Here is a 20,969-nt window from a genome sequence, read left to right on the forward strand (position 1 = left end):
AACAAATTTATCCTAAGATCGCCATAAATAAGGAAATAATACCAAAGAAAGAGCTACTACGATGGCATCAATAGCCAGTAGTACCAGTATCTCATCCTGATTGGCGCTCATATCCAGGTTATCTAAGGCGTTCTTGGCAAGTTTTATGACCATCAGTAGCATGGGGATGATGAGCGGAAAGCTCAGGATCGCCATAAGGGCGCCGTTGTTTTCGGCCTTGGAGGCAATGGCTGCCACCAGCGTAAGCGTAGAAGCAAAGCCCACGCTTCCAAGTATAATACTGGTCAGGTACATCGATAGGCTACCCACCGGATTACCCATCACTAACACATAGAATCCAAAACCGGTAATCGAGAGGGCCAGCATCAGCAGGCAGTTGTAGATGATCTTGGAGATAATAATGGCCTGCGGGCTACTCAGGGTATAGTAGTAGAGCAACCGGCCGTACCGCTCCTGGGCAAAGCTCTTGGCTATGGCGTTGACAGCCGTAAAAAGTAGGATAATCCAGAAGAGGGTATTCCAGACAATGGGTGTCAGGAGGTTGCGCTGGAGGTTGAAGCTAAGATAACACACGAAGACCGTACTTACCACGTAAAGTAACATCCCGTTAAGCGCGTAGCGCTGCCGCCACTCGAGGGTTATTTCTTTCCAGATGAGGGTCTTAACTTCGTTCAAGACTTTAAAATAATTAGCTGACAGGTATACGGGATCGAAGGTTTCTTTCCGGTTGTTCAATAGCTTCTATGACTTTATCAATAGGTGCTATTACCTGTTTTTGCCACAAAAGTACACTATAAAATCGTAGGGTGGTAAGACGTCTGCCATGTTTTTAGCAGACTTTTATCAGGTAGTACGTAATTCCCCGTACTACATTTGATAATATCATCTTTGAGTAGTTACTTTGCATTAATTATATTAATTCTAAATAAGCTAAGCGGCTGCTATGTCTAAACGAAGTGTGGCTGACTTGAAAAAAGGTGAAAGAGCCATCATCAAGTCGTTTACAGATCGCCCGATGTCTCTCAAACTTCTTGAAATGGGATGCCTGCCGGGTAGTGAAATACGACTCGATGCGGTAGCTCCTTTTGGTGACCCCATCTGTGTTAGCATTGGGGGCTTTTATTCATTATCCTTACGGCTCAACGAAGCAGCTACAATCATTGTAGAATAGCCACTTGTTGAATACCATACGGTGAACCTGAATTCCTTTGAAATCAAATAGATATATAGTGGCGCTGGTAGGGAACCCCAACTGTGGGAAGTCATCCCTGTTTAACCAGCTGACTGGTCTTCGTCAGAAAACCGGAAACTTTCCGGGAGTAACGGTTGAGCGGAAATTTGGTACGTTCCGTCTGAGTCATGCTGCGGCTGAGGTGGCCGTACCGGAGCCAGTGGTGGTTGAAACTACTCCTACGGAGGCTCCGATCTCTGTTTCTAATAATGAAGCCCTTCTGGTGGACCTGCCGGGTATATACAGTATTTATCCCAAGTCTTACGACGAGCAGGTCGTAATGGATATCCTGGCCAATCCGTCCCATCCTGACTATCCGGATGCGGTAATTGTAGTGGCTGATGCATCCAATCTGCAGCGTAACCTGCTGCTGCACTCCGAACTTGCGGATCTGGGGCTGCCTATCGTCCTGGCTCTGAATATGCTGGACATTGCCAGCAGCATGAAATTGACGGTCAGTGCTACCCAGCTGGCTATGCAACTGGGAGTGCCGGTGGTAAAGATCAACGCCCGTACCGGTGAAGGCAAGGAAAATCTTAAAGTCGCCCTGCGTCAGGTGCTCAACGGCGATTCTGTACAGCCATCGGGCTACTTTTTTGATCCGTCGGAGGCAGTGCCTGACCTGATCGAAGAGGTGAAGCAGACCTACGACCTGACCAACAACTACCTGGCGCTCCAGTACGTTTGTCAGCACGACAACTTTACCTTTCTGGATCAGCCCAGGCGGGCTCGACTGGATACCCTGATCGAGAAGTACCGCTTTGATGAGACGGAGTTTCTGGCCGATGAGACCATCGCGCGCTATGAGCGCCTGAAGCCCATCGTAGCCAAGGTTGTGAAGGCCGAAGGCAAAACCGAACAGCCGGTATGGACCCGTCGCCTCGACCGCCTGTTGCTGCACCCTATTTGGGGCTACGCTATGTTCCTGCTGGTACTGCTGGTGATTTTTCAGGCAGTATTTGCCTGGGCCGAGTACCCCATGAACTGGCTGGACGCGGGTATGGCGCAACTGATCGAATGGACGAAGGAGGTACTGCCGGAAGGGGTACTTAACGACTTGCTTACAGACGGCCTGCTGGCTGGTATCGGTGGGGTAGTGATTTTTATTCCGCAGATAGCCTTCCTGTTCGCCCTGGTATCCTTGCTGGAGGAGTCTGGGTATATGGCGCGGGTGATGGTAATCATGGACCGTCTTATGCGTCGCTTTGGCCTTAATGGGAAGAGTGTGGTACCACTGATATCGGGGGTGGCCTGTGCCGTGCCGGCTATCATGTCTACACGTAGTATCAATAACCGCTACGAACGCCTTCTTACCATCCTGGTGACGCCCCTGATGAGCTGCTCAGCGCGTCTGCCTATCTACACCATACTCATTGCTCTGGTAGTGCCTGATCGTACCGTGCTGGGCTTTCTGAACCTGGCCGGACTGGTGCTGCTGGGACTTTATCTATTAGGACTGGTGGGGGCGCTGCTATCGGCCTGGTTGTTCTCTACCTTTATTCCCCGCCGCGAGACCAGCTACTTCATCCTCGAAATGCCTACTTACAAGCTTCCCCGCTGGAATCACGTAGGTATTATGATGTTTGAGAGCGTAAAGTCCTTTGTACTCGAAGCCGGTAAGATCATTGTTGCCATATCTATAGTATTGTGGGTACTGGCCTCGTACGGTCCGGGTGACAAAATGGAGAGAGCCGCTGAGCGTGCTGCCGTGGAGCATGCGGCCGCATCACCCCAGGAAAAAGATGCCGCCATTGCTTCGGCTCAGCTCGAGAACTCCTACGCTGGTCATTTCGGCAAATTCATTGAGCCGGCTATACGCCCCCTTGGTTACGACTGGAAGATAGGAATTGCGCTTATTTCCTCCTTTGCAGCCCGCGAAGTGTTTGTAGGTACTATGGCGACTATATACAGTATTGGCAGAGATGCCGAAGAAGATGTACTGACTATTAAAGAGAAGCTGCGGAAAGAGAGAAATCCGGATACCGGCGCACCTATGTACAGTACGGCGGTATCCTTTTCCCTGTTGATATTTTATGCGTTCGCAATGATGTGTATGAGCACGTTAGCGGTAGTGCAACGTGAAACAAATGGTTGGAAGTGGCCTCTTGTACAGCTAGCGTACATGATGACCCTGGCCTATGTATCGGCCTTCGTTGTATACCAACTGTTGAGCTGATAACTCAACACTAAAGGCTAAAAAAGAACCCCTTTAGTGAGCAGTGGGTATATAAAGCGAAAAATAATGTAAACGAAGATTAAAAAAGCCAAACCGCCCAGTAGTGTAGACTGGTCCAGCGTAAATTTTGCGTTTCTTCTTGAGGAGTTAATTCCTTCCCAGCGGTGAGCTACTTTCATTTCTTTATCTGTTTTAACGGTGCGAATATTTTTATACAATTTATATGCCTGCTGGGGAAAACAAGGGAACAGGCTGGCCCGGGTTTTTCCCATTATTTATATGAAATGCTACTAAAGATACGATTAAAAGAGCATTTAAGCTTAAGAATGGTTGTAACCGCCTAAAAAAAATCTACATATAGCCCCAAGTAGGTCTCGCCGCATTACTCAAAATGTGGAATTAATTTCCTTGGCCCTTTTCTACCATCCCAAAATTTCCACAATATCTGACGCGATCATCCCCACTTCTGTCCGCGTATGAGCTGCCCTGTCGCCGGCTGCACCATGCTGGTATACACCTAGTTGAGCGGCCTGAGCCGGAGCGTATCCCTGAGCCACCAGGCTGGTAACTATACCGGTCAGTACATCGCCGGTACCCCCGGTAGCCATCCCTGCATTCCCGGTTGAGTTGAAGTGGACTTGCCCATCCGGTAGCACTACCGCCGTATGAGCACCTTTCAGGCATATAATGACCTTATGACTGGCGCAAAAGTCGCGGGCTGTCTGCAGGCGTTGGTACTCATCCTGGCTTTCGCCCGCCAGCCGCTGAAACTCCCGGGGGTGAGGGGTAAGGATAGTATCTTCGGGAAGCTGTTCCAGCAGATCCGGATTCTCTGATACCAGATTAAGGGCATCAGCATCCAGTACCAGGGGAATGTTGCTGCGGGTTATCAGCTCTCTGAGGGCTTGCAGCGTTTGCGGGTCCTTCCCGATGCCCGGCCCCATCCCAATCGCATCGTAAGTTTGAAGAGAGGGGAGGGTAGTGATAAGCTGTTCGTGAGTATCGACAGAAGCCATGGCCTCGGGAACGGCCGTCTGGATAATGGTGTAGCCGCAGCCGGGGATGTGCATAGTCAGTAATCCCACTCCTGACCGGAGGCAGGCCCTCCCGCACAGCAAGGCCGCGCCCATTTTTCCAAAGCTTCCGGCTACTACTAAGGCGTGGCCATACGTACCCTTGTGCGAAAACTTCCCCCTCGGCTTAATCAGCCGCTGAGCGGCATCCTGGTCAGTGTAGTAGTAGGGGGTAGGTTCATTCTCGATAAACTCCTTCGACAGACCAATATTGACTGCAACCCATTTGCCTACGTACAAGCTGTTCTGCGGCATCATGAAGGCCAGTTTGGGTAGCTGGAAGGTAACGGTGTAGTCGGGTTGAATGATGACATCATTCTTTTGATTAGCCTGGTCAGCGTAGAGGCCGCTGGCAATATCTACCGATATTATCTTTAATTGACTGTTGTTTATTGCACTGACTACCTCCGCTACTAGTCCGCTGAGGGGACGGGTAAGGCCTGAACCCAGCAGGGCATCGATGAGCAGCGTACCAGCAGGCAGAGTCGGTATATCGCTCTGCTCTTTGATGTACCGGCAGTCAATACTGTCTGGCAGGCGATCCAGATTCAATTGAAAGTCTGCCGATCCCTCTTTTGAGTGCTCTACGACCCATACCTGTACTTCATAGGCCCGATCACTCAGCAGTCGGGCTATGGCTAGTCCGTCACCCCCGTTGTTTCCCATGCCGCAGAAGACTACTACGGGCTGCCGGGCTTCGAATTGATCACAAAACCAATCCACAAAAGCCTGGGAGGCCCGCTCCATCAGGTCTATGGAAGCAATGGGCTCGTGTTGGATGGTGTAGGCATCAAGAGCCCGGATCTGTGGTACGGTGAAGATTTTCATAGGTAGTATAGATTGGTCAGAGATAGGTAGTAGTGTCTGAAAAGTACTTGCCAGCAGCGGGGCAGTTAGCCGTGGCTTATTTTCTACTCAACCAAAGGTGATAAAAAAAGACGAAACCTTTTATAAGCTAAAAAGAAGAGGTATATTTGCGCTCGTTTTCGCGAAGGCTGTTTTGAATGAAGGGGCGTCACCCCGTCCGCTGGAAGCAGACCTATTTCAAACAAATCTATTTATACAAAATTCGTCATGAGCGAACTGATTAAACTCGTAGAGGCTACGATCGAGAATCGTAAGCAGGAGTATCCCGAATTTAAGGCGGGCGACACAATTAACGTACACGTTAAAATTAGAGAAGGTAACAAGGAGCGTGTTCAGCAGTTCCAGGGCACTGTAATCCAGCGTCGCAACCTGAACGATGTAGGCGAAACCTTCACAGTACGTAAAGTTTCTAACGGAATTGGTGTAGAGCGTATCTTCCCTATTCTATCCCCCAGTATTGCTAAGATTGAACTGCTGCGTCGTGGTAAAGTACGTCGTGCACGCCTGTTCTTCCTACGTGGTCGTCAGGGTAAAGCAGCTCGTATCAAAGAACTTAAGACTACTAAGTAAGTCACTGCTTTTACATCTAAAAATAAAGCCCTGCAGGACTCTTTCCTGTCAGGGCTTTGTTTTATATCAGCTAATCTTATCGAAACAGGGGCGGAATTGACTGCCTCTATACCTTAACTTAAAATGAGAATCCATTTCTATAAGTACCAGGGTACCGGCAATGATTTCATCATGGTTGATGATCGTGAACGTACCTTTCATGCTACGCAGGAAGAAATTGCACGCCTGTGTCACCGTCGCTTCGGTATCGGAGCGGATGGCCTGATCCTGCTTCGTCAGGAGCCCGGCTACGACTTTCGGATGGTGTACTACAACGCCGATGGCCGCGAAGGAAGTATGTGCGGAAACGGCGGTCGCTGTACTGTACGCTTCGCCAACGATCTGGGGCTATTTGAAGATACGACTACTTTCATAGCGGTGGATGGTCCGCATAAAGCAACCGCTACCCCTACGCTGATCAGCCTGAAGATGAGCAACGTGAGTGGTGTAGACCGCCAGGACAACTACCACTTTATGAATACTGGTTCTCCTCACTACGTTACATACGTGAATAGTGTCGACGAGACGGATGTAGTAGGCATTGGTCGTGCCATCAGGTACGGTGATGAGTTTGGCCCTAAGGGAGGTACCAACGTAAACTTCGTGGAAGTACTGAATGAAAACTACCTGAAGGTACGTACCTATGAGCGGGGCGTTGAGGACGAAACCTATTCATGCGGAACCGGGGTAACCGCCTGCGCCTTATCGGCCCATGTACAGTATGGATGGGAAGGCCCGATTACGATCGAAACCCTGGGAGGTACCCTGCAGGTGACCTACAGCCAGACCGCCCCAGATCAGTATTGCGATATCTATCTTATTGGTCCGGCCGTTCGGGTATTTGATGGATCGGTAGACCTTTCATAGAGTGCGATATAAAAGTGGCGGATACACGACTTGCCTTAGATGGGCCAGTTGTATATCCGCCATTGCTTTTTTATAGCTGCTATTCTGCTTCCAGTATTCCCCCCTTCAGGTGTAATACTTTCTTATCAGGCCACTCGGGTACCCGGCAGTAGTCCATTGCCGCTACCTTGCTACGAGCCCCGTTGGTGCAGATAACAATAATAGTATCGTAGGGCTCCAGCTCAGGGCGTTTGTCCCGGATAGATGCCAGGGGAATATTCACTCCTCCGATGTTGAATTCTTCAAATTCCCACTGCTCGCGCACATCCACAATGAGCGTACGGGGCTGATCCCGAAGCTCCTCCATTTCTGCGCGCGAAACATCTACATAGTTTTTGCGTGGCATGATGGGCTGTATTGGTTATTCCTGGCAGTTACCCCTTAGTTGCATAAGGGTGATCTTTCACCACCGGCAACTGCTTTCCGATCAGTTTCTGAATGTCCTTGAGGTACGGCTTTTCTTCTGCATCTACGAACGAAAACGCTATACCACTGGCGCCGGCACGACCGGTACGACCTATGCGGTGTACGTAGGTTTCGGGTATGTTGGGTATTTCAAAGTTAATTACGTGCGTCAGTTCATCCACATCAATACCGCGGGCTGCTATATCAGTAGCTACCAGGATACGCGTCTTCCGGCTCTTAAAGTTAGAAAGAGCGTTCTGGCGGGCATTCTGTGATTTATTACCATGAATAGCTTCGGCTGAAATACCTGCTTTTTTCAGGACTTTAACCACTTTATCCGCACCGTGTTTAGTGCGGGTAAATACCAGCGCCGTTTCAATAGATTTATCTTTGAGTATGTGTAGAAGCAGGGCGTTCTTATCCGACTTATTGACGTAGTATACTGCCTGATTGATGGTGTCAGCGGTGGAGGATACCGGAGTTACCTCAACCTTGGCAGGCTTGGTCAGAATGGAGTCTGCCAGCTTGGTGATAGCCGGAGGCATGGTAGCCGAGAAGAATAGCGACTGCCTTTTAGAGGGAAGTACCGCTATCACTTTCTTAACATCATGTACAAAGCCCATGTCAAGCATGCGGTCCGCCTCGTCCAATACAAACATCTCCAGCCCTTTCAGGTGGACAAAGCCCTGATTCATCAGGTCCAATAAGCGGCCGGGTGTGGCTATCAGTACATCTACACCCTGGGTCAGGGCATCGGTTTGAGGTTTTTGACCTACTCCCCCAAAAATAACGGTATGGCGGATGCCGGTATGGCGTCCATAAGCTGCAAAGCTTTCACCAATCTGGATGGCCAGCTCGCGCGTTGGGGTCAGAATGAGTGCTCTGATCTGCTTACGGCCTTTTCCCCGGTCGCTATTTTGCTTTTCGTACAGTAACTGTAAGATGGGTATAGCAAAGGCCGCTGTTTTACCGGTACCGGTTTGAGCGCAGCCTAATAAGTCTTTACCTTGAAGCAGTAGGGGAATGGCTTGTGCCTGAATGGGAGTTGGTTGTGTGTAGCCTTCGGTGTTCAGAGCCTTACGGATAGGCTCAATGAGATTTAAATCCTGAAATGTCATGTATAAAAAGTAGTAAGACCGGCTCAGGTACTTAAAGTCCGAGAAAGCCTTGGAGTATGAAAATTTGACCCGTAGGCCTTTGGTGTAACGCTGACGCGCATTTATTCGTTCGGCCGTGTAGAGGCCGCGGTTGTTATTTCGCTGCAATCTACCCGGCGGAGCGTATCGTTGAGGGCAGCTTCGCGGGGGTAAGCAACCCCATTTACCCACACATATTCCCCTACGGGCAGTACTATGGCCTGATTCTCCCGGACTACAATGTTGATCTTTTCCTCCGATTGAGTGCCTTCCTGCTGGTACTTGTAGGTAGCATGTACCACCAGACCATCAATAGGCTCTTCTTCCAATTTTCCGGTGATGGTACCCGTACGACTGTCTTTTTCTGCGGGTATCCTGTTATAGATGCCACTGATACTCCCATCTTCGGCTACTTCCCACCTTAGCTCCGTCACATCCTGTTGTCCAGACGGAGCACCAGCCGGAAAGGTTGTGCGGAAACAGTAGCTGTCGGCCCCTGACTCCCGAGCAGTCTCTTTTTGTTCAGCCTGGCAGGCGGCAAGTACTACTGTGATGAGCAGGATAGATCGGGACATATACAATTAGTTTTTTTGGATTTTGCTATCCGACAATCCATATCTGATCATCGAAAGTACACATTATCGGGCTGGTACCCTGAATACCGGATAGCGAAGGTACTCCTTTTCGCGGTGGGGGGAGTGGTCGTAGATAAAATCAAGTTGAGCTTCGGCACTTTTGGCAAAGTCAGCATCCTGCTTCTTCTTTTCTGCCAGGGCTTTCTGTAGCTCCGGTGACTCTTTCAGCAGCTCCGCCGCCAGATCCTCGAATACATAAGAGGAGAAACCTTCCTTTTGTTGGAGAATGGTGTCAAAGAAATTCCACTTAAAGAAAGAATCAACGCCCTTGGGCTCCAGGGTTTCGATAATATACCGGTTCGTCCACTGATTGACCGGCACGTACCAGTCGCCTTTCCGGAAAGCGACTTTTTGTTTTTCCTTGCGGAGGTCAACGCTGGTGTGCCAATAGTGCCCTTCGTAGGGCTGAGCAGCGGTCTTTACATCCTGTACGTGGTATGCCTCTACGTCCATCACCGTATCCCGTGGCAGTGCCTGCATCTGTACCCGGTTCAGCTTCAACAGATCTACTACCTGGTGCCAGCCCTGGGGGATCACGTAAGCAGCAGGACGATCCACTACATCTACGGGTTCATAGGTATCGTAGAAAGGAATGGTCCTGGTAAAGGGCTTGGTGCGGTCGTAATGCAGGCGCTCCAGACCACTTACCTGGCTGGGGTAGTACTCCGGCTCGTAGCCTTTGAATTCAATCATAGAAGGCTTCTCCTTGTTGACCTGCCACGTCACGGCAAATCTTTCTTGAGCTTTCACCGCTTCCTTCGTTTCCCGGCGCATCCGGAGCAAGGGGCGACGGTACTGGCTGAGTAGCCTGGTAGTACCTTCCAGGTACGCATAGGTAGCTTTTACCCGCTGGTCGTAAGGCTTGAGCATGTGCGTCTCGGTCATGACGCCGATGGTATGGAACAGGGCGGCGTAGCCGGTGGAGTAGCGCGGCCAGTCGGGGAATTGTATGAAGCCCTTATCAGGAGTTTGTCCCCAGGCATTGACGTAGGGAGTGGCCTCGTAGCCAGCCTCTTTCATGTGGCGGTACAGGTAGGGGAGGAAGGTATTGCGCTGGAACTGCCCCAGTTGCCCTCCCAGTTTATCCTCCTGCGTGTAGTCCAGCGTCATCACGTACTGATAGTCTGCCCCGTTGCTTACGTGCGTGTCTACAAACAGGTCCGGGTCCAGCTCGTGAAAGATAGCCGCAAAGCTGCGGGCATTGCGGGTGTCGGCTTTGATGAAGTCACGGTTGAGGTCGTAGTTGCGGGCATTACCCCGGAAGCCGTACTCGTCAGGCCCCTCCTGATTAACGCGGGTAGTGCTGTTGCGGTTGAGGGCGCCACCAATATTATAGAAAGGTATAATAGCGAGTACAACACTATCCAATTGCGGAAAGCGTGCCGGATGCAGCGCTACGTCACGAAGCAGCATCATGGAGGCATCGACACCATCTGATTCACCCGGGTGAATAGCATTATTGATGAGCAGAATTGCTTTCCCCTGCGCTTTCAGCTTAGCCATATCAAATACACGGCTTCGGGAGTACAGGATCAGGTGAAGGGGCTTCCCGCTGTCGGTCAGGCCTTTTTGGCTGATACGAATCTGGGGAAAGTCCCTGGCTAACCTCTGGTAGTAGGCCATAGCTTCCTCATAGGTGGGAGTCTGGGTGCCCCGGCTCTTCTCAAAGCGGGTTTCGTATTGACCAAAAGCCGAGGCTGCTATAAGTAGAAAAAGGAGGCTGAGAACTGACTTGAACATATTGATAGGTAACAAATAGTGTTCAAGGTACGCCAATTCGATAATCCATCCAAAAAGCTACTGCGTTGGCACCTCCTCTCTGATTTATAAGATGGAAGGCTTGATGCCTTTGCTTCCCAGCAATTCTTACCATTTATTACTAATATAGAATCAGGTATTAGAATACTTGTGGATGAAAATACACAGTGGTGGGTAATCGTACCCCTGCCAAGGAAGAAGGGGGAAAGTTACACAGAACTTCATCCTTTCGTTGGTGCAATTAGGGATTTGGGCTGATGGTAATATGTTTGCCCTTCTGCTACATCTTGATCGATTTTATAAAAGCTAAATATTGACAAAAAGAGGAGCAATTAAGTCTAACAACAGCTCCAACTATACCATATACCTACAACCTACTTACACACCTAACTCAGGTTGGCTAATATCTAATTAGCAGAATGGATGGGTGGGGGATAACCCTACTCTTCGGTTTTCGAGGCTACAAAATCAACGGTCTTATGAGGCACTGAACCGGGACCAGGACCAGATATAGTTTATTCAGGTACGGCACGAGGAGATGACCAGCTTCATGGCTTGTGCTCACGCGAAGTTTAATTGGTGAGGTAGAAGTTGTAAGGCTATCATGTGCCCGGGAGTACTGTATGCCGTTACGATCAAGTTTGCCTATTCTGATCGCAAAGATATTGCATGGGTAGGGATGGTGCTATACTGATGCTGTGTATCTATGGATTCCTCACCGTAGTTGTGTACTGGAAACAGTGGAGCAACCCGTGCCTGATCATCCTGGTACTTAAATGTACCCAACATTCAACTTATATCCGCATGAACCAAATCATGAACTGAATCAGGGCTATGGCTAAGGGCGATCCTGATAAGGCAGATAGTAGGCAGCAGTCTTCGGGATACACTCAGAAAGTACCTGCCTGTTAAGGGGCTTCAGGGTAGGTGTAAGATTTCTGCAACCAGAGTAGTGGTATGGTATAGGGCTGTTATGGTTGTAATACATATACGTTGGCTATCAACAAGTTGAAGTAGAAGATGATCCTATGGCAGTGGCAGGATATTTTGGTGGATATGACAAGGGTCCGGGTTAATTGCCATCGGACAGCTTCACTCATACCAAACGATATACCTACTATGACCAACAATCCACTCAAAGAAATTGGTACTGCTATCGGTGTAGGCATACTGGCCGGTCTGGCTGGTACGGCTGCTATTACTATTTCACAAATGATCGAAATGAAGATTACGAAGCGTAAAGGCAGTGATTCGCCTACGAAAGCGGTATCCAAAGTACTGGATGTAAAACCTGTGAATAAAGACAAGAAGCCCAAAGTAATTCAGGAAATCCATTGGACGTACGGCACAAGCTGGGGAGTACCCAGAGGACTCATATCACTGGCCGGACTCAAAGGTCTACCGGCGACAGCGGTACATTTTGCCTCTGTCTGGGGGACGGAGCTACTAATGTTGCCCAGCCTGGATGTAGCCCCACCCGTACAGGAGCAGGAGCCTAAGACCATAGCTATCGATGCCATGCACCATGCGGTATACGCTATTGCCACCGGCCTCGTCTATGATGCTATTATGGAAAAGGATTGATATCCTGAATGGATTATTCCATATAAAAAACACAATAAGACCTATATCTCACATCAAGTATAAAAACTAAACTGACAATGGAGGACAACAGCGATTTGAAAGGAAAAGTAGTAGTAGTAACCGGGGCTTCGGCCGGGCTAGGACGGGCTATTGTTCGTGAATTTGCCAAACATGGTGCTAACGTGGGACTGCTGGCTCGTGGTAAGGACGGTCTGGAAGGTGCTAAAAAGGAGGTAGAAGAAATGGGTGGAAGAGCACTGGCTATACCTACCGACGTAGGCGATCCTGAACAGGTCGAAGCAGCCGCCGAGCAGATCGAAAAAGAACTGGGGCCGATCGATATCTGGGTCAATAATGCTATGATTAGTGTATTCGGTCCTTTTAAAGAGCTTGATCTGAAAGATTTCAAACGTGTTACGGAAGTAACCTACCTGGGTCAGGTATATGGTACCCAGGCAGCTCTGAAAAGAATGCTGCCGCGCAACTCGGGTAACATCATACTGGTAGGTTCGGCTCTGGCGTATCGGGGTATACCGTTACAGTCCGCTTACTGTGGGGCCAAGCACGGTATACAGGGTTTCTTTGATTCGTTGCGATCGGAGCTGTATCATGATAATACCAACGTTGAACTGTGTATGGTACAGCTACCGGCCATGAATACTACCCAGTTTGAATTTGTAAAAAGTCACCTGCCCAACAAGCCCCGCCCGATGGGTACCATCTATCAGCCCGAGGTTGCCGCGCGGGCCATAGTACACGTTGCGAAGCATCCGCAGCGTGAGCTGTATGTAGGATACCCGACCGTACAGGCCATACTGGGTAACAAGTTTATTCCGGGGTTGCTGGATATGTACCTGGGTAAAATAGGGTACGAAGGACAGCAGACCAAGGAGCCCAAAGATCCAAACCGGAAAAATAACCTGTACGAGCCACTGGAGGGTGACTATGGTGCCCACGGTAATTTTGACGCGCAGTCCTGGGACTTCAGTCCGCAGGTATGGGCGGCTACGCATAAGGCTGTCGTATACGGGGCACTCGCTTCGCTGGCCTTTACGTTCGGAGTACTGGCTACACGCCGGTGGTCTTGATAGTAATCTAAGGGACCGGTACCACTGGCCATAAAAAAAGCCTCTGTCATACGACAGAGGCTTTTTCTTATTCAGGCACTTTTACTTCACTATTTTACAGTTAAGATCTTGAATTCAGTTCGGCGGTTGAGCTGGTGATCCGCATCCGTGCATTCCTTACCATCGGCGCAGTCGTTCAGCAATTCACTTTCACCGTAGCCGCGGGCTGTCATACGTTTAGGGTCAATGCCTTTCCGTTGCAGGTAAGCGAATGCCGCCCGGGCCCGACGCTCAGAAAGCGTCTGGTTGTATTCAGCATTAGCCCGGCTATCCGTATGGGAGCGAATCTCAATGGTCAGGTCCGGGTATTTTTTCATGAGAGCCAGTACCCGATTTAGCTCTTTGGCGGCGTCAGATCGGATATTGAATTTGTTAAGGTCATAGTAGATATTGTCTAGCCTGAATACATCTCCTTCTCCGTACATACCTATGTTGTTTTCTACTACGCCGGCACGCTTCTTCGTCTTGAGCTGATTCTTATCGGTAGCGTAGCGATCCTTCTCCGCTACGATGGTATACTTGGAGTTAGGGTCCATATCAAACTCATAGCTTCCATCAGGACCGGTAGTGACGGTTTTTTCCGCATTGTTCTTTTCGTTACGCAAGGTCACTTTTACTCCTTCGGCCGGCTGCTGGTTTACTTCCTTACGGACTACCCCTTTCACAATCGTGTTTTCACTACGTTCCAGGTAGATAGAAAGTCCCATAGTCGGTTGCGAGGACTGAGTCTGCGATGAGAAACGAACGCTGTTGGCCGCATAGCCTTCCTTGATAGCTCTGAACTCATACTCCGTAGCTACATCAAGGCACAGGCGGATGCTACCATCCAGTCCGGTTTGCTGGAGTGCCTGATTGACCCCGTTTTTCAGCATGCGTACATCGGCTGTTTCCAGTGGCTCTTTGGTCTTGGCATCATATACGTAGATATTGAGCTGCTTGCATATTCTGCGGAAGCTGTAAATGTTATCATCTGAGGCACCGCGTTTCCGGTTGGAGCTCAGGTAGCCTGAGGTACGGTTGGCGTCGGCAATAAAACCAAAGTCATCCTGGGGGGAGTTGATGGGGGCGCCCAGGTTCTGGACATTGCTCAGGGGGATGTCATCCTTCAGCTCCACCATGAAAACATCCAGACCACCGATGCCTTCGTGACCATCCGACGAGAAGTACAGGATACCATTAGCATCCATATACGGAAACATCTCGTTGCCTTCGGTGTTGATCTCCCGTCCCAGATTAACCGGTGTACCCCACTGTCCGTCGGTGTAGCTAACCACGTACAGGTCAGTACCTCCGTAGCCTCCGGGCATATCCGAAACAAAGTACAGCTTGGAATCATCGGGAGAGAGAGCCGGATGGCCGCATGAGTATTCCTTATTATTGAAGGGTAGTTCTTTTACATTGCCCCACTTGCTACTACTATTCTGTTCGGCATAATAGAGCATCAGCTTACGTACTCCCTGGTCGCTTTTCCCGGATTTGCCCCTGTCATCGTTGTTACGGGTAAATACCATCCGCTTCTGATCATTAAAGAAAGTCATAGGGCCTTCGTGATACTTGGTATTGAGCGTACGGCTGAATTCCTCCGTCTTACTGAGAGGCTTATTGGTAGTACTTTCCGATGTATTATTGATGGCAGAGCCTCCCAATGAAGCGGCAGTAGTTGATTCAGGTACAGCTCTTAGTTCAGCAGTGTCGGGATGGAAGTACAGATCCAGAAAGGGCGTTTGATTGTAGCTAAATACCCGCTTTACCGGTCCACTTTCGTTCCGGGCTGATACAAACACAAGTCCCTTCTGATAGTACATCGGACTGAAATCAGCCTGGCGGGAGTTGATAGGTACATAGTCAATTTTGTAGGAAGAAGAGTCCTGATAGAAGCGACTCATATCCATATAGGAAACCGTAAAGCGGCGACCGCGCAGGTCTTCTTTCTGTTTCTCGCCGTACTTGGCGTACATTTTCTGCGATTCGCGGTACTTGCGGTTGGAGGCCAGTGACTGTGCATAGTAGAGGTACACTTCACTCGGCAGATCCGTAAAGCTATTGACCAGTTCACTGTAAGCACGCTCAGCGTTGCGGGTGTCCTGCAGGCGGCGGTAGCTGTAGCCCAGCTTGATTAGGGCTTCCCGCGTTTCGGAAGGGTCTCGTCTTCTGTCAATACGCAAAAACTCCTCATACAATCTCACAGCGCTGGTGTAGCTCATGTCGTCGAACTGTTTATTGGCAGATCGCAGACGGGCACTTTGTGCCATTGCCCCAAATGAAAATAGCAGGGCCGCCAGCAGTAGAAATGTATGTCGGTAAAAACCTTTCATGTGTGTTTTATAGATGAGAGGGTAATAAAATTATCCTTAGAGTTGGCTAAGGAGCAAATATAGTGCCTATTTTTAATGCTCAGGCTTTGAGGAGCTAAGCCTTACTGTGCCAAAAATAAAGGAAAAACATCTCTTTGAAAATTAGTTTTCAGATGAGTAAATGGGTGGACGAAATAGCCAGTGTTATTTCGGGGTGTGGGCACTGTTGGTACTACTCCTGTAAGAAGGTAATAATAGTCACGTCGGTGGTACCGTCGGTGATCTGGAAACGATGGTCAGCCCGCAGGCCTGCTACCCACACGATCTGGTCCTGACTATCTACCAGTACAGGTATGGTATCTTTCAGCGTGCGGGGAATTTTCAGGTTCACCAGCAGGTCACTGACTTTTTTCTTCTTACCCCCCATTCCTAACGGACAAAACCAGTCGCCCTGACGCCAGGAGCGTAGCCGCAGGGGATACCGTAGCGTGGCTGTGTCAAAGGTGGCGGTATGGGAGTGGGTAGAAAATTGAAACTGTGGCGTACGGGGCACATGCTCAATGGTAAAGGTACTTTGACCAAATTGGACCGTGGTACTGAACTTATCGATAAGTACCTCTTCCGTTGCAGCGGGTGGGGTAGGCATCAGCAATAGTTCGGTCCGGTCCTTGACCAGTGTGTGGGTAGGTGACAGAAACAACTTCCCAGCGAGTCCATCCAGCGAATCTACGATCTGCTGAGCCTGCTGATAGCTAAATCCGTAGGGCTGCAGCAGCTCGGCCAGCCTGAATACCGGCTCCGTAATCTGCTGTAGTGAGGCTATGGCTATCTTCTGAATGCCTCCTTCTGTATACATGACCTGTTGTTGCCATTCTTTCAGGTGAGCCGCCAGTAGTGCTTCGGCGGCCCGGAGTCGCTCGGCGGTGAGCTGAAACGTATCTTCTAGCGAAGGATTGATCTGCTTCAATACCGGTACCACCTGGTGCCTCAGCAAATTCCGACGATAGTATGAGCTCTGATTGGAGCTGTCCTCGCGCCAGGGCAGGTTTTGGGCAGCGGCATACTGTTCTATTTCTTGTCGGGAGGCGAACAGGAGGGGACGGATCAGGGCTCCGTTTCGAAAGGTAATGCCTTTGAGCCCGGTCAGCCCGGTACCCCGTACCAGATTGAGCAGTACGGTTTCGATGGCATCGTTGCTGTGGTGCGCCGTGGCAATATAATCGTATGATCCGTCTGTACGCAGCTCCTCAAACCAGGCGTAACGAAGATCACGGGCAGCCATCTGTGTTGATATGCCCTGCTGCCGGGCGTAAGCCAGGGTATCGAATTGTTTTGAATGAAAGGGTACCCCGTGCTGTTCCGCCAGTTTTTTAACGAATTGCTCATCGGCATCGGATTCTTCTCCTCTCAGTCCAAAGTTACAGTGTGCGATGCCTATTGTAAGTCCTGCTTTTATAAAAAGGTCTACCATAACGACCGAATCAATCCCTCCGCTTACGGTTAATAAGGTCCTATCCTGTGGTAGTGGAATCTTATGAGCGTTAATAAACGTTAAAAAAGCATCCAGCATAAACCGGGCTGAGGTTAATGATGTAATTTTGGGAGTTCAATGAGCAATAATTCAAAGGTAGGCAGAAACCTCCACCGCATGAAGCAAACAAAAAAAATACCCCTTTCAGGCAACCTTTTTAAACTTTCAGGACTCCATATAGTCAAACGGGGGATGAAACTGATATTGTTCTTTGGTTTGCTGCTTGCTTCGTCGTATACATGGGCACAGGGAGTTCCTCCAAGAGGAGTGAGTGGTCCTACCGAGCGGGTAGAGCTGCTTCCTGGAGCAGATAGTCTGGTTATTATAAACGAAGGAGGCGTAGAGATCCGTCGGGTCGTAAATAACGTACGTTTTCGTCATAAAGGAGCCGTACTATACTGTAACCTGGCCGTACACAACGTAGCCTCTAACCTGATTGAAGCGTATGGTAATGTAAAAATTGTGCAGGGGGATACCATCACGGTTACCGGTGATACGCTGTACTACTACGGCGATTCCCGACTGGCTATTGTAAGTGGTCGTAAGGCCATGCTGAAGGATAAGAAAATTACCCTCACCTCGCGCAAACTGGTGTACGATATGACAGTGGGTATAGCCAGTTATCCCGTACCGGGTCGTACCGTAGATAAGGAAAGTATCCTGACCAGTGAGGAGGGGTTCTATAATACCCAGACCAAGGAATTTACGTATTACCGTAATGTAAAGCTGGTTAACCCCAAGTATACGCTCACTACGGATACGTTATTATATAATTCTATCACGAAGTGGTCACACTTTCAGGGTAAAACGCGTATAGAGAGTAAAGACGGTACGCTGGTAGCTAATAAGGGACGCTATAATACCGAAACCCGGGAAGCTATATTTAATACCCGCACGTCGGTAGATAATGAATCCTATACGTTGACGGGTGATTCTCTTTTCTTTGACAATACGAAGGAACTGGGATTTGCTAAGGGGAATGTTGAGATCTATGCCAAAAACGACAAGACGTTACTAACCGGTGAAGAAGGATTTTACCGAGGGAAGGAAGGGTTCTCAAAAGTATACGGTCGGGCGCTGGTGCGTAGTGTGGTACAGGAAGATACCTTGTTTATAAGGGCTGATACGCTGTACTCCTACGAAAACAAGCTGGACAGTACCCGTAGGCTGATCGGGAACAAGAACATCTATATGTTCAAGACCGATTTTCAGGGGAAGTGTGATTCGCTGGTATACAATACGGCTGATTCCACAATCCTGTTCTTCCGCAACCCCATATTGTGGAGTGACAACTATCAGCTAGAAGCGGACTCAATTAATGCTTATCTGGTCAATAATAAGATCAACCGGATGCTGCTGAAAAGCAACTCTTTTGTGATTTCGGAGGATACTTTGCTTAACCAGCACAACCAGGTCAAGGGAAGGACGATTCAGGCATATTTCAATTCTGAAAATAAATTGAGGCAGGTATTAGTAGATGGAAATGGGCAGAGTGTTTATTATGCCGTAGGAGAAGATGAAAAGCTAATCGGCTTAAACAGAGTTGAATGTGGTAAGATGAATATACAGTTTCTGGATAACCGGGTCAAGCGGATCTCATTTGTCGGCCGACCGGACGGAGAACTGATTCCTCCCCAAAAAATACAATCGGACAAGAGGACACTGGATGGTTTTAACTGGCGGATTAATGAAAAACCTACCCGGGCACAAACAGTTTGGGCTGAGGTGCCACCCGCCGCAGAACCAGTGAGTAAGAGCGAGTTAAAAAAGGCAAAAGGAGCTATTGGAACAGTAAAACGTTGAGATAAATACTCAAAAACCTTTTAGCATACTTTTTGTTCCTTCAGGTAATAGTGGGCTGAAAAATAACCTTTTACGAAATTTTCAAAAAATTTGCTCCCTGTTACACAATAAGTTTTGATAGTACAATTTTTTATGTATATTTTTGTAAAAAGGACCAGTACTTACACTCTATTTACTGGCGCGTACCTAAATAAATGCCATGAAACAAACTCTACTTATTGCATATATAGTATTCACCGCAGCCATTGCTCAGGCCCAGACTACTGCGACCCGCAGCCGTTTGGATATGGCTTATAAAAAGCAGCCGGCAGGGCTGGATCGGCCGACGCTGGTCAGACAGCCGGCCGTTATAGAATACAAACCCCTGGCACTGCCTAAGCATAATGCGCTGAACGACTACTATCGGTCACTGATGTTTGCTAATCCGTCAGCGGCTCAGCTGGCAACGCCACGTGAGGCTGCTCCCGTAGTAGCTCAGGTTGATCGTAGTGAGCGTCGTGGTTATGGGTTTGAGGATAAGGAGCGGGTAGAAGAAAAACTGTACTCCAGCGACCGTATTACTGTATCGAATATCTATCCTAATCCGGCCAATGAATCTGCCGAAATCGACTATACGCTGAGTTCGTCGGTGCGTGATGCTAAGCTCATTATATACAATGTGTTAGGGTCGCCAGTGGCGGAGTTTTCTCTGGACAAAAACGATACTAAACTCAATGTCAATACCCGTGAACTACCTACGGGAATATACTTCTACCAATTGGCCGTTGAGGGTAAAAAAGTGGCTACCAAGAAAATGCTTGTTCGCCATCAGCAATAACTTTACTTTAAGGCACTTTCTTAGCTACCCTTTCGTTAGATTGGTGTAGCTTTTTTTATTATCTTTGCAACCCTATGCGAAAGAACACAACTGCGGGTTATTTCTTACTGATAATCGCCGTATTATTTATTACCTCGTGCAGCCCTTTTGCTAAGCTGCAGAAGTCAGGTACCGACCAGGAAAAGTATGAGGCGGCTGTCAACTACTACAAAAAAGGGGAGTTCTATAAGGCAGGACTGCTTTTTGAAGAGCTGATTCCAATCCTGAAAGGCAGTACAGAGTCCGAAATGGCGCAGTTTTACTACGCCTACACACAGTACCATCAGGGGCTTTACAATATGAGCCAGTACCTGTTCAAGAAGTTCTACGACACGTATGCACGTAGTGAGTATGCCCACGAAGCCCTGTATATGCATGCTTTCTCCCTTTATAAAGACTCAGCCCCGCACAACCTGGATCAGACGAGTACTTTGACGGCTATCTCAGCTATGCAGGACTTTATCAATACCTATCCTGAAAGCCCCTTCCGTAATGAGTGTACCCGCTTTATTATGGAGCTGCGCAACAAGCTTGAGCTGAAAGCCTACGAAAAGGCAAAGCTATACTACAAGATCAGTGATTTTAACCTGGCTTCCCTGAAGTCAGCCGTGATATCAATCGGAAATTTCCAGAAGGATTTTCCTGATTCCAACTTTAACGAAGAGCTTTCGTACCTGCGGGTAGATGCTCAGTACAACCTGGCTAAGAGCAGCTTTGCATCAAAGCAGAAAGAGCGCTACGAGGACGTAGTTAAGTACTACCAATCATTTATTGATAAATATCCTCAGAGCCAATACGTTCGTACTGCCGAAAAGTTATACGGCGAGAGCATGCAGGAACTGGATCGTATCGCTGCTGCCGAAAAAGCAAAACTACAGAAGAAGGAAAAAGAAGGTGATCCGGCTACCAAGCCAGGTAGGGTAACTACCTCGGAAGCCTCGTCTTCAATTAAATAACAGACTATAACTAAAAGTAAAA

The 20,969-nt window shown here is 48.8% G+C and carries 18 protein-coding genes; 9 read left to right on the forward strand and 9 right to left on the reverse strand.

The features are described from left to right. Positions 1 to 12: 12 nt before the first annotated feature. Positions 13 to 675: a heme exporter protein CcmB gene (locus JUB14_RS13205; RefSeq protein WP_207506686.1), complete on the reverse strand. Its 663-nt coding sequence runs from the start codon at positions 673 to 675 to the stop codon at positions 13 to 15. 268 nt (positions 676 to 943) lie between these two features. On the opposite strand from JUB14_RS13205, the gene JUB14_RS13210 reads away from it, so the two are divergent. Both JUB14_RS13210 and feoB read left to right on the forward strand, forming a co-directional pair. Beyond that, the gene (locus JUB14_RS13210) at positions 944 to 1,171 is read left to right on the forward strand and encodes a FeoA family protein (protein WP_207506688.1); all 228 of its coding nucleotides are present in this window, start codon (positions 944 to 946) and stop codon (positions 1,169 to 1,171) included. 37 nt (positions 1,172 to 1,208) lie between these two features. Beyond that, positions 1,209 to 3,407 (forward strand): ferrous iron transport protein B, encoded by a 2,199-nt coding sequence (gene feoB, locus JUB14_RS13215; RefSeq protein WP_207506690.1) that lies wholly within the window; start codon positions 1,209 to 1,211, stop codon positions 3,405 to 3,407. Between the two features lie 17 nt (positions 3,408 to 3,424). Here feoB and JUB14_RS13220 read toward each other — a convergent pair whose 3' ends face one another. Both JUB14_RS13220 and JUB14_RS13225 read right to left on the reverse strand, forming a co-directional pair. Further along, the gene (locus tag JUB14_RS13220; protein ID WP_207506692.1) at positions 3,425 to 3,679 is read right to left on the reverse strand and encodes a hypothetical protein; all 255 of its coding nucleotides are present in this window, start codon (positions 3,677 to 3,679) and stop codon (positions 3,425 to 3,427) included. 147 nt (positions 3,680 to 3,826) lie between these two features. Beyond that, positions 3,827 to 5,308 (reverse strand): NAD(P)H-hydrate dehydratase, encoded by a 1,482-nt coding sequence (locus tag JUB14_RS13225; RefSeq protein ID WP_207506693.1) that lies wholly within the window; start codon positions 5,306 to 5,308, stop codon positions 3,827 to 3,829. A 246-nt stretch (positions 5,309 to 5,554) separates the two neighbouring features. Here JUB14_RS13225 and rplS point away from each other — a divergent pair, with 246 nt between their 5' ends. Next, positions 5,555 to 5,917, forward strand: coding sequence for a 50S ribosomal protein L19 (gene rplS, locus JUB14_RS13230; RefSeq protein WP_207506694.1), 363 nt, complete (start codon positions 5,555 to 5,557; stop codon positions 5,915 to 5,917). A gap of 123 nt (positions 5,918 to 6,040) precedes the next feature. Next, positions 6,041 to 6,823: a diaminopimelate epimerase gene (dapF, locus tag JUB14_RS13235; RefSeq protein WP_207506695.1), complete on the forward strand. Its 783-nt coding sequence runs from the start codon at positions 6,041 to 6,043 to the stop codon at positions 6,821 to 6,823. Between the two features lie 79 nt (positions 6,824 to 6,902). Here the strand turns inward: dapF and JUB14_RS13240 are convergent, their stop codons facing one another. The 4 genes from JUB14_RS13240 to JUB14_RS13255 all read right to left on the reverse strand — a co-directional run bounded on the left by JUB14_RS13240 (position 6,903) and on the right by JUB14_RS13255 (position 10,778). Then, positions 6,903 to 7,208 carry a rhodanese-like domain-containing protein gene (locus JUB14_RS13240; protein WP_207506696.1) on the reverse strand — a complete coding sequence of 102 codons (306 nt, stop codon included), beginning with the start codon at positions 7,206 to 7,208 and terminating at the stop codon, positions 6,903 to 6,905. 28 nt (positions 7,209 to 7,236) lie between these two features. After that, positions 7,237 to 8,532 (reverse strand): DEAD/DEAH box helicase, encoded by a 1,296-nt coding sequence (locus JUB14_RS13245; protein ID WP_310586138.1) that lies wholly within the window; start codon positions 8,530 to 8,532, stop codon positions 7,237 to 7,239. Continuing rightward, complete coding sequence (locus JUB14_RS13250) at positions 8,487 to 8,978, reverse strand: hypothetical protein (protein ID WP_207506697.1); 492 nt, start codon at positions 8,976 to 8,978, stop codon at positions 8,487 to 8,489. The genes JUB14_RS13245 and JUB14_RS13250 overlap by 46 nt, the downstream gene beginning before the upstream one ends. 63 nt (positions 8,979 to 9,041) lie before the next feature. Continuing rightward, complete coding sequence (locus tag JUB14_RS13255; protein WP_207506698.1) at positions 9,042 to 10,778, reverse strand: M14 family metallopeptidase; 1,737 nt, start codon at positions 10,776 to 10,778, stop codon at positions 9,042 to 9,044. A gap of 1,137 nt (positions 10,779 to 11,915) precedes the next feature. Between JUB14_RS13255 and JUB14_RS13260 the strand changes: the two genes are divergently transcribed. Continuing rightward, positions 11,916 to 12,380 (forward strand): hypothetical protein, encoded by a 465-nt coding sequence (locus JUB14_RS13260; RefSeq protein ID WP_207506700.1) that lies wholly within the window; start codon positions 11,916 to 11,918, stop codon positions 12,378 to 12,380. 77 nt (positions 12,381 to 12,457) lie between these two features. Continuing rightward, on the forward strand, positions 12,458 to 13,468 hold the full coding sequence (locus tag JUB14_RS13265; RefSeq protein WP_207506702.1) for an SDR family oxidoreductase: 1,011 nt from the start codon (positions 12,458 to 12,460) through the stop codon (positions 13,466 to 13,468). An 89-nt stretch (positions 13,469 to 13,557) separates the two neighbouring features. Here JUB14_RS13265 and JUB14_RS13270 read toward each other — a convergent pair whose 3' ends face one another. Continuing rightward, entirely contained in the window at positions 13,558 to 15,822 is a 2,265-nt protein-coding gene (locus tag JUB14_RS13270) for an OmpA family protein (protein ID WP_207506704.1), read from the reverse strand. A 211-nt stretch (positions 15,823 to 16,033) separates the two neighbouring features. Next, the gene (tilS, locus tag JUB14_RS13275; RefSeq protein ID WP_207506706.1) at positions 16,034 to 17,371 is read right to left on the reverse strand and encodes a tRNA lysidine(34) synthetase TilS; all 1,338 of its coding nucleotides are present in this window, start codon (positions 17,369 to 17,371) and stop codon (positions 16,034 to 16,036) included. Positions 17,372 to 17,524: 153 nt separating this feature from the next. On the opposite strand from tilS, the gene JUB14_RS13280 reads away from it, so the two are divergent. The 3 genes from JUB14_RS13280 (at position 17,525) to JUB14_RS13290 (ending at position 20,947) form a co-directional block, all read left to right on the forward strand. After that, the gene (locus tag JUB14_RS13280; protein ID WP_229367813.1) at positions 17,525 to 19,135 is read left to right on the forward strand and encodes an OstA-like protein; all 1,611 of its coding nucleotides are present in this window, start codon (positions 17,525 to 17,527) and stop codon (positions 19,133 to 19,135) included. 199 nt (positions 19,136 to 19,334) lie between these two features. Beyond that, positions 19,335 to 19,952: a T9SS type A sorting domain-containing protein gene (locus JUB14_RS13285; protein WP_207506710.1), complete on the forward strand. Its 618-nt coding sequence runs from the start codon at positions 19,335 to 19,337 to the stop codon at positions 19,950 to 19,952. Positions 19,953 to 20,026: 74 nt separating this feature from the next. Further along, on the forward strand, positions 20,027 to 20,947 hold the full coding sequence (locus JUB14_RS13290) for an outer membrane protein assembly factor BamD (RefSeq protein WP_207506712.1): 921 nt from the start codon (positions 20,027 to 20,029) through the stop codon (positions 20,945 to 20,947). The last annotated feature ends 22 nt before the right edge of the window (positions 20,948 to 20,969 follow it).

Source organism: Telluribacter humicola (assembly GCF_017355935.1).
Taxonomy (GTDB): Bacteria; Bacteroidota; Bacteroidia; order Cytophagales; family Spirosomataceae; genus Telluribacter; species Telluribacter humicola.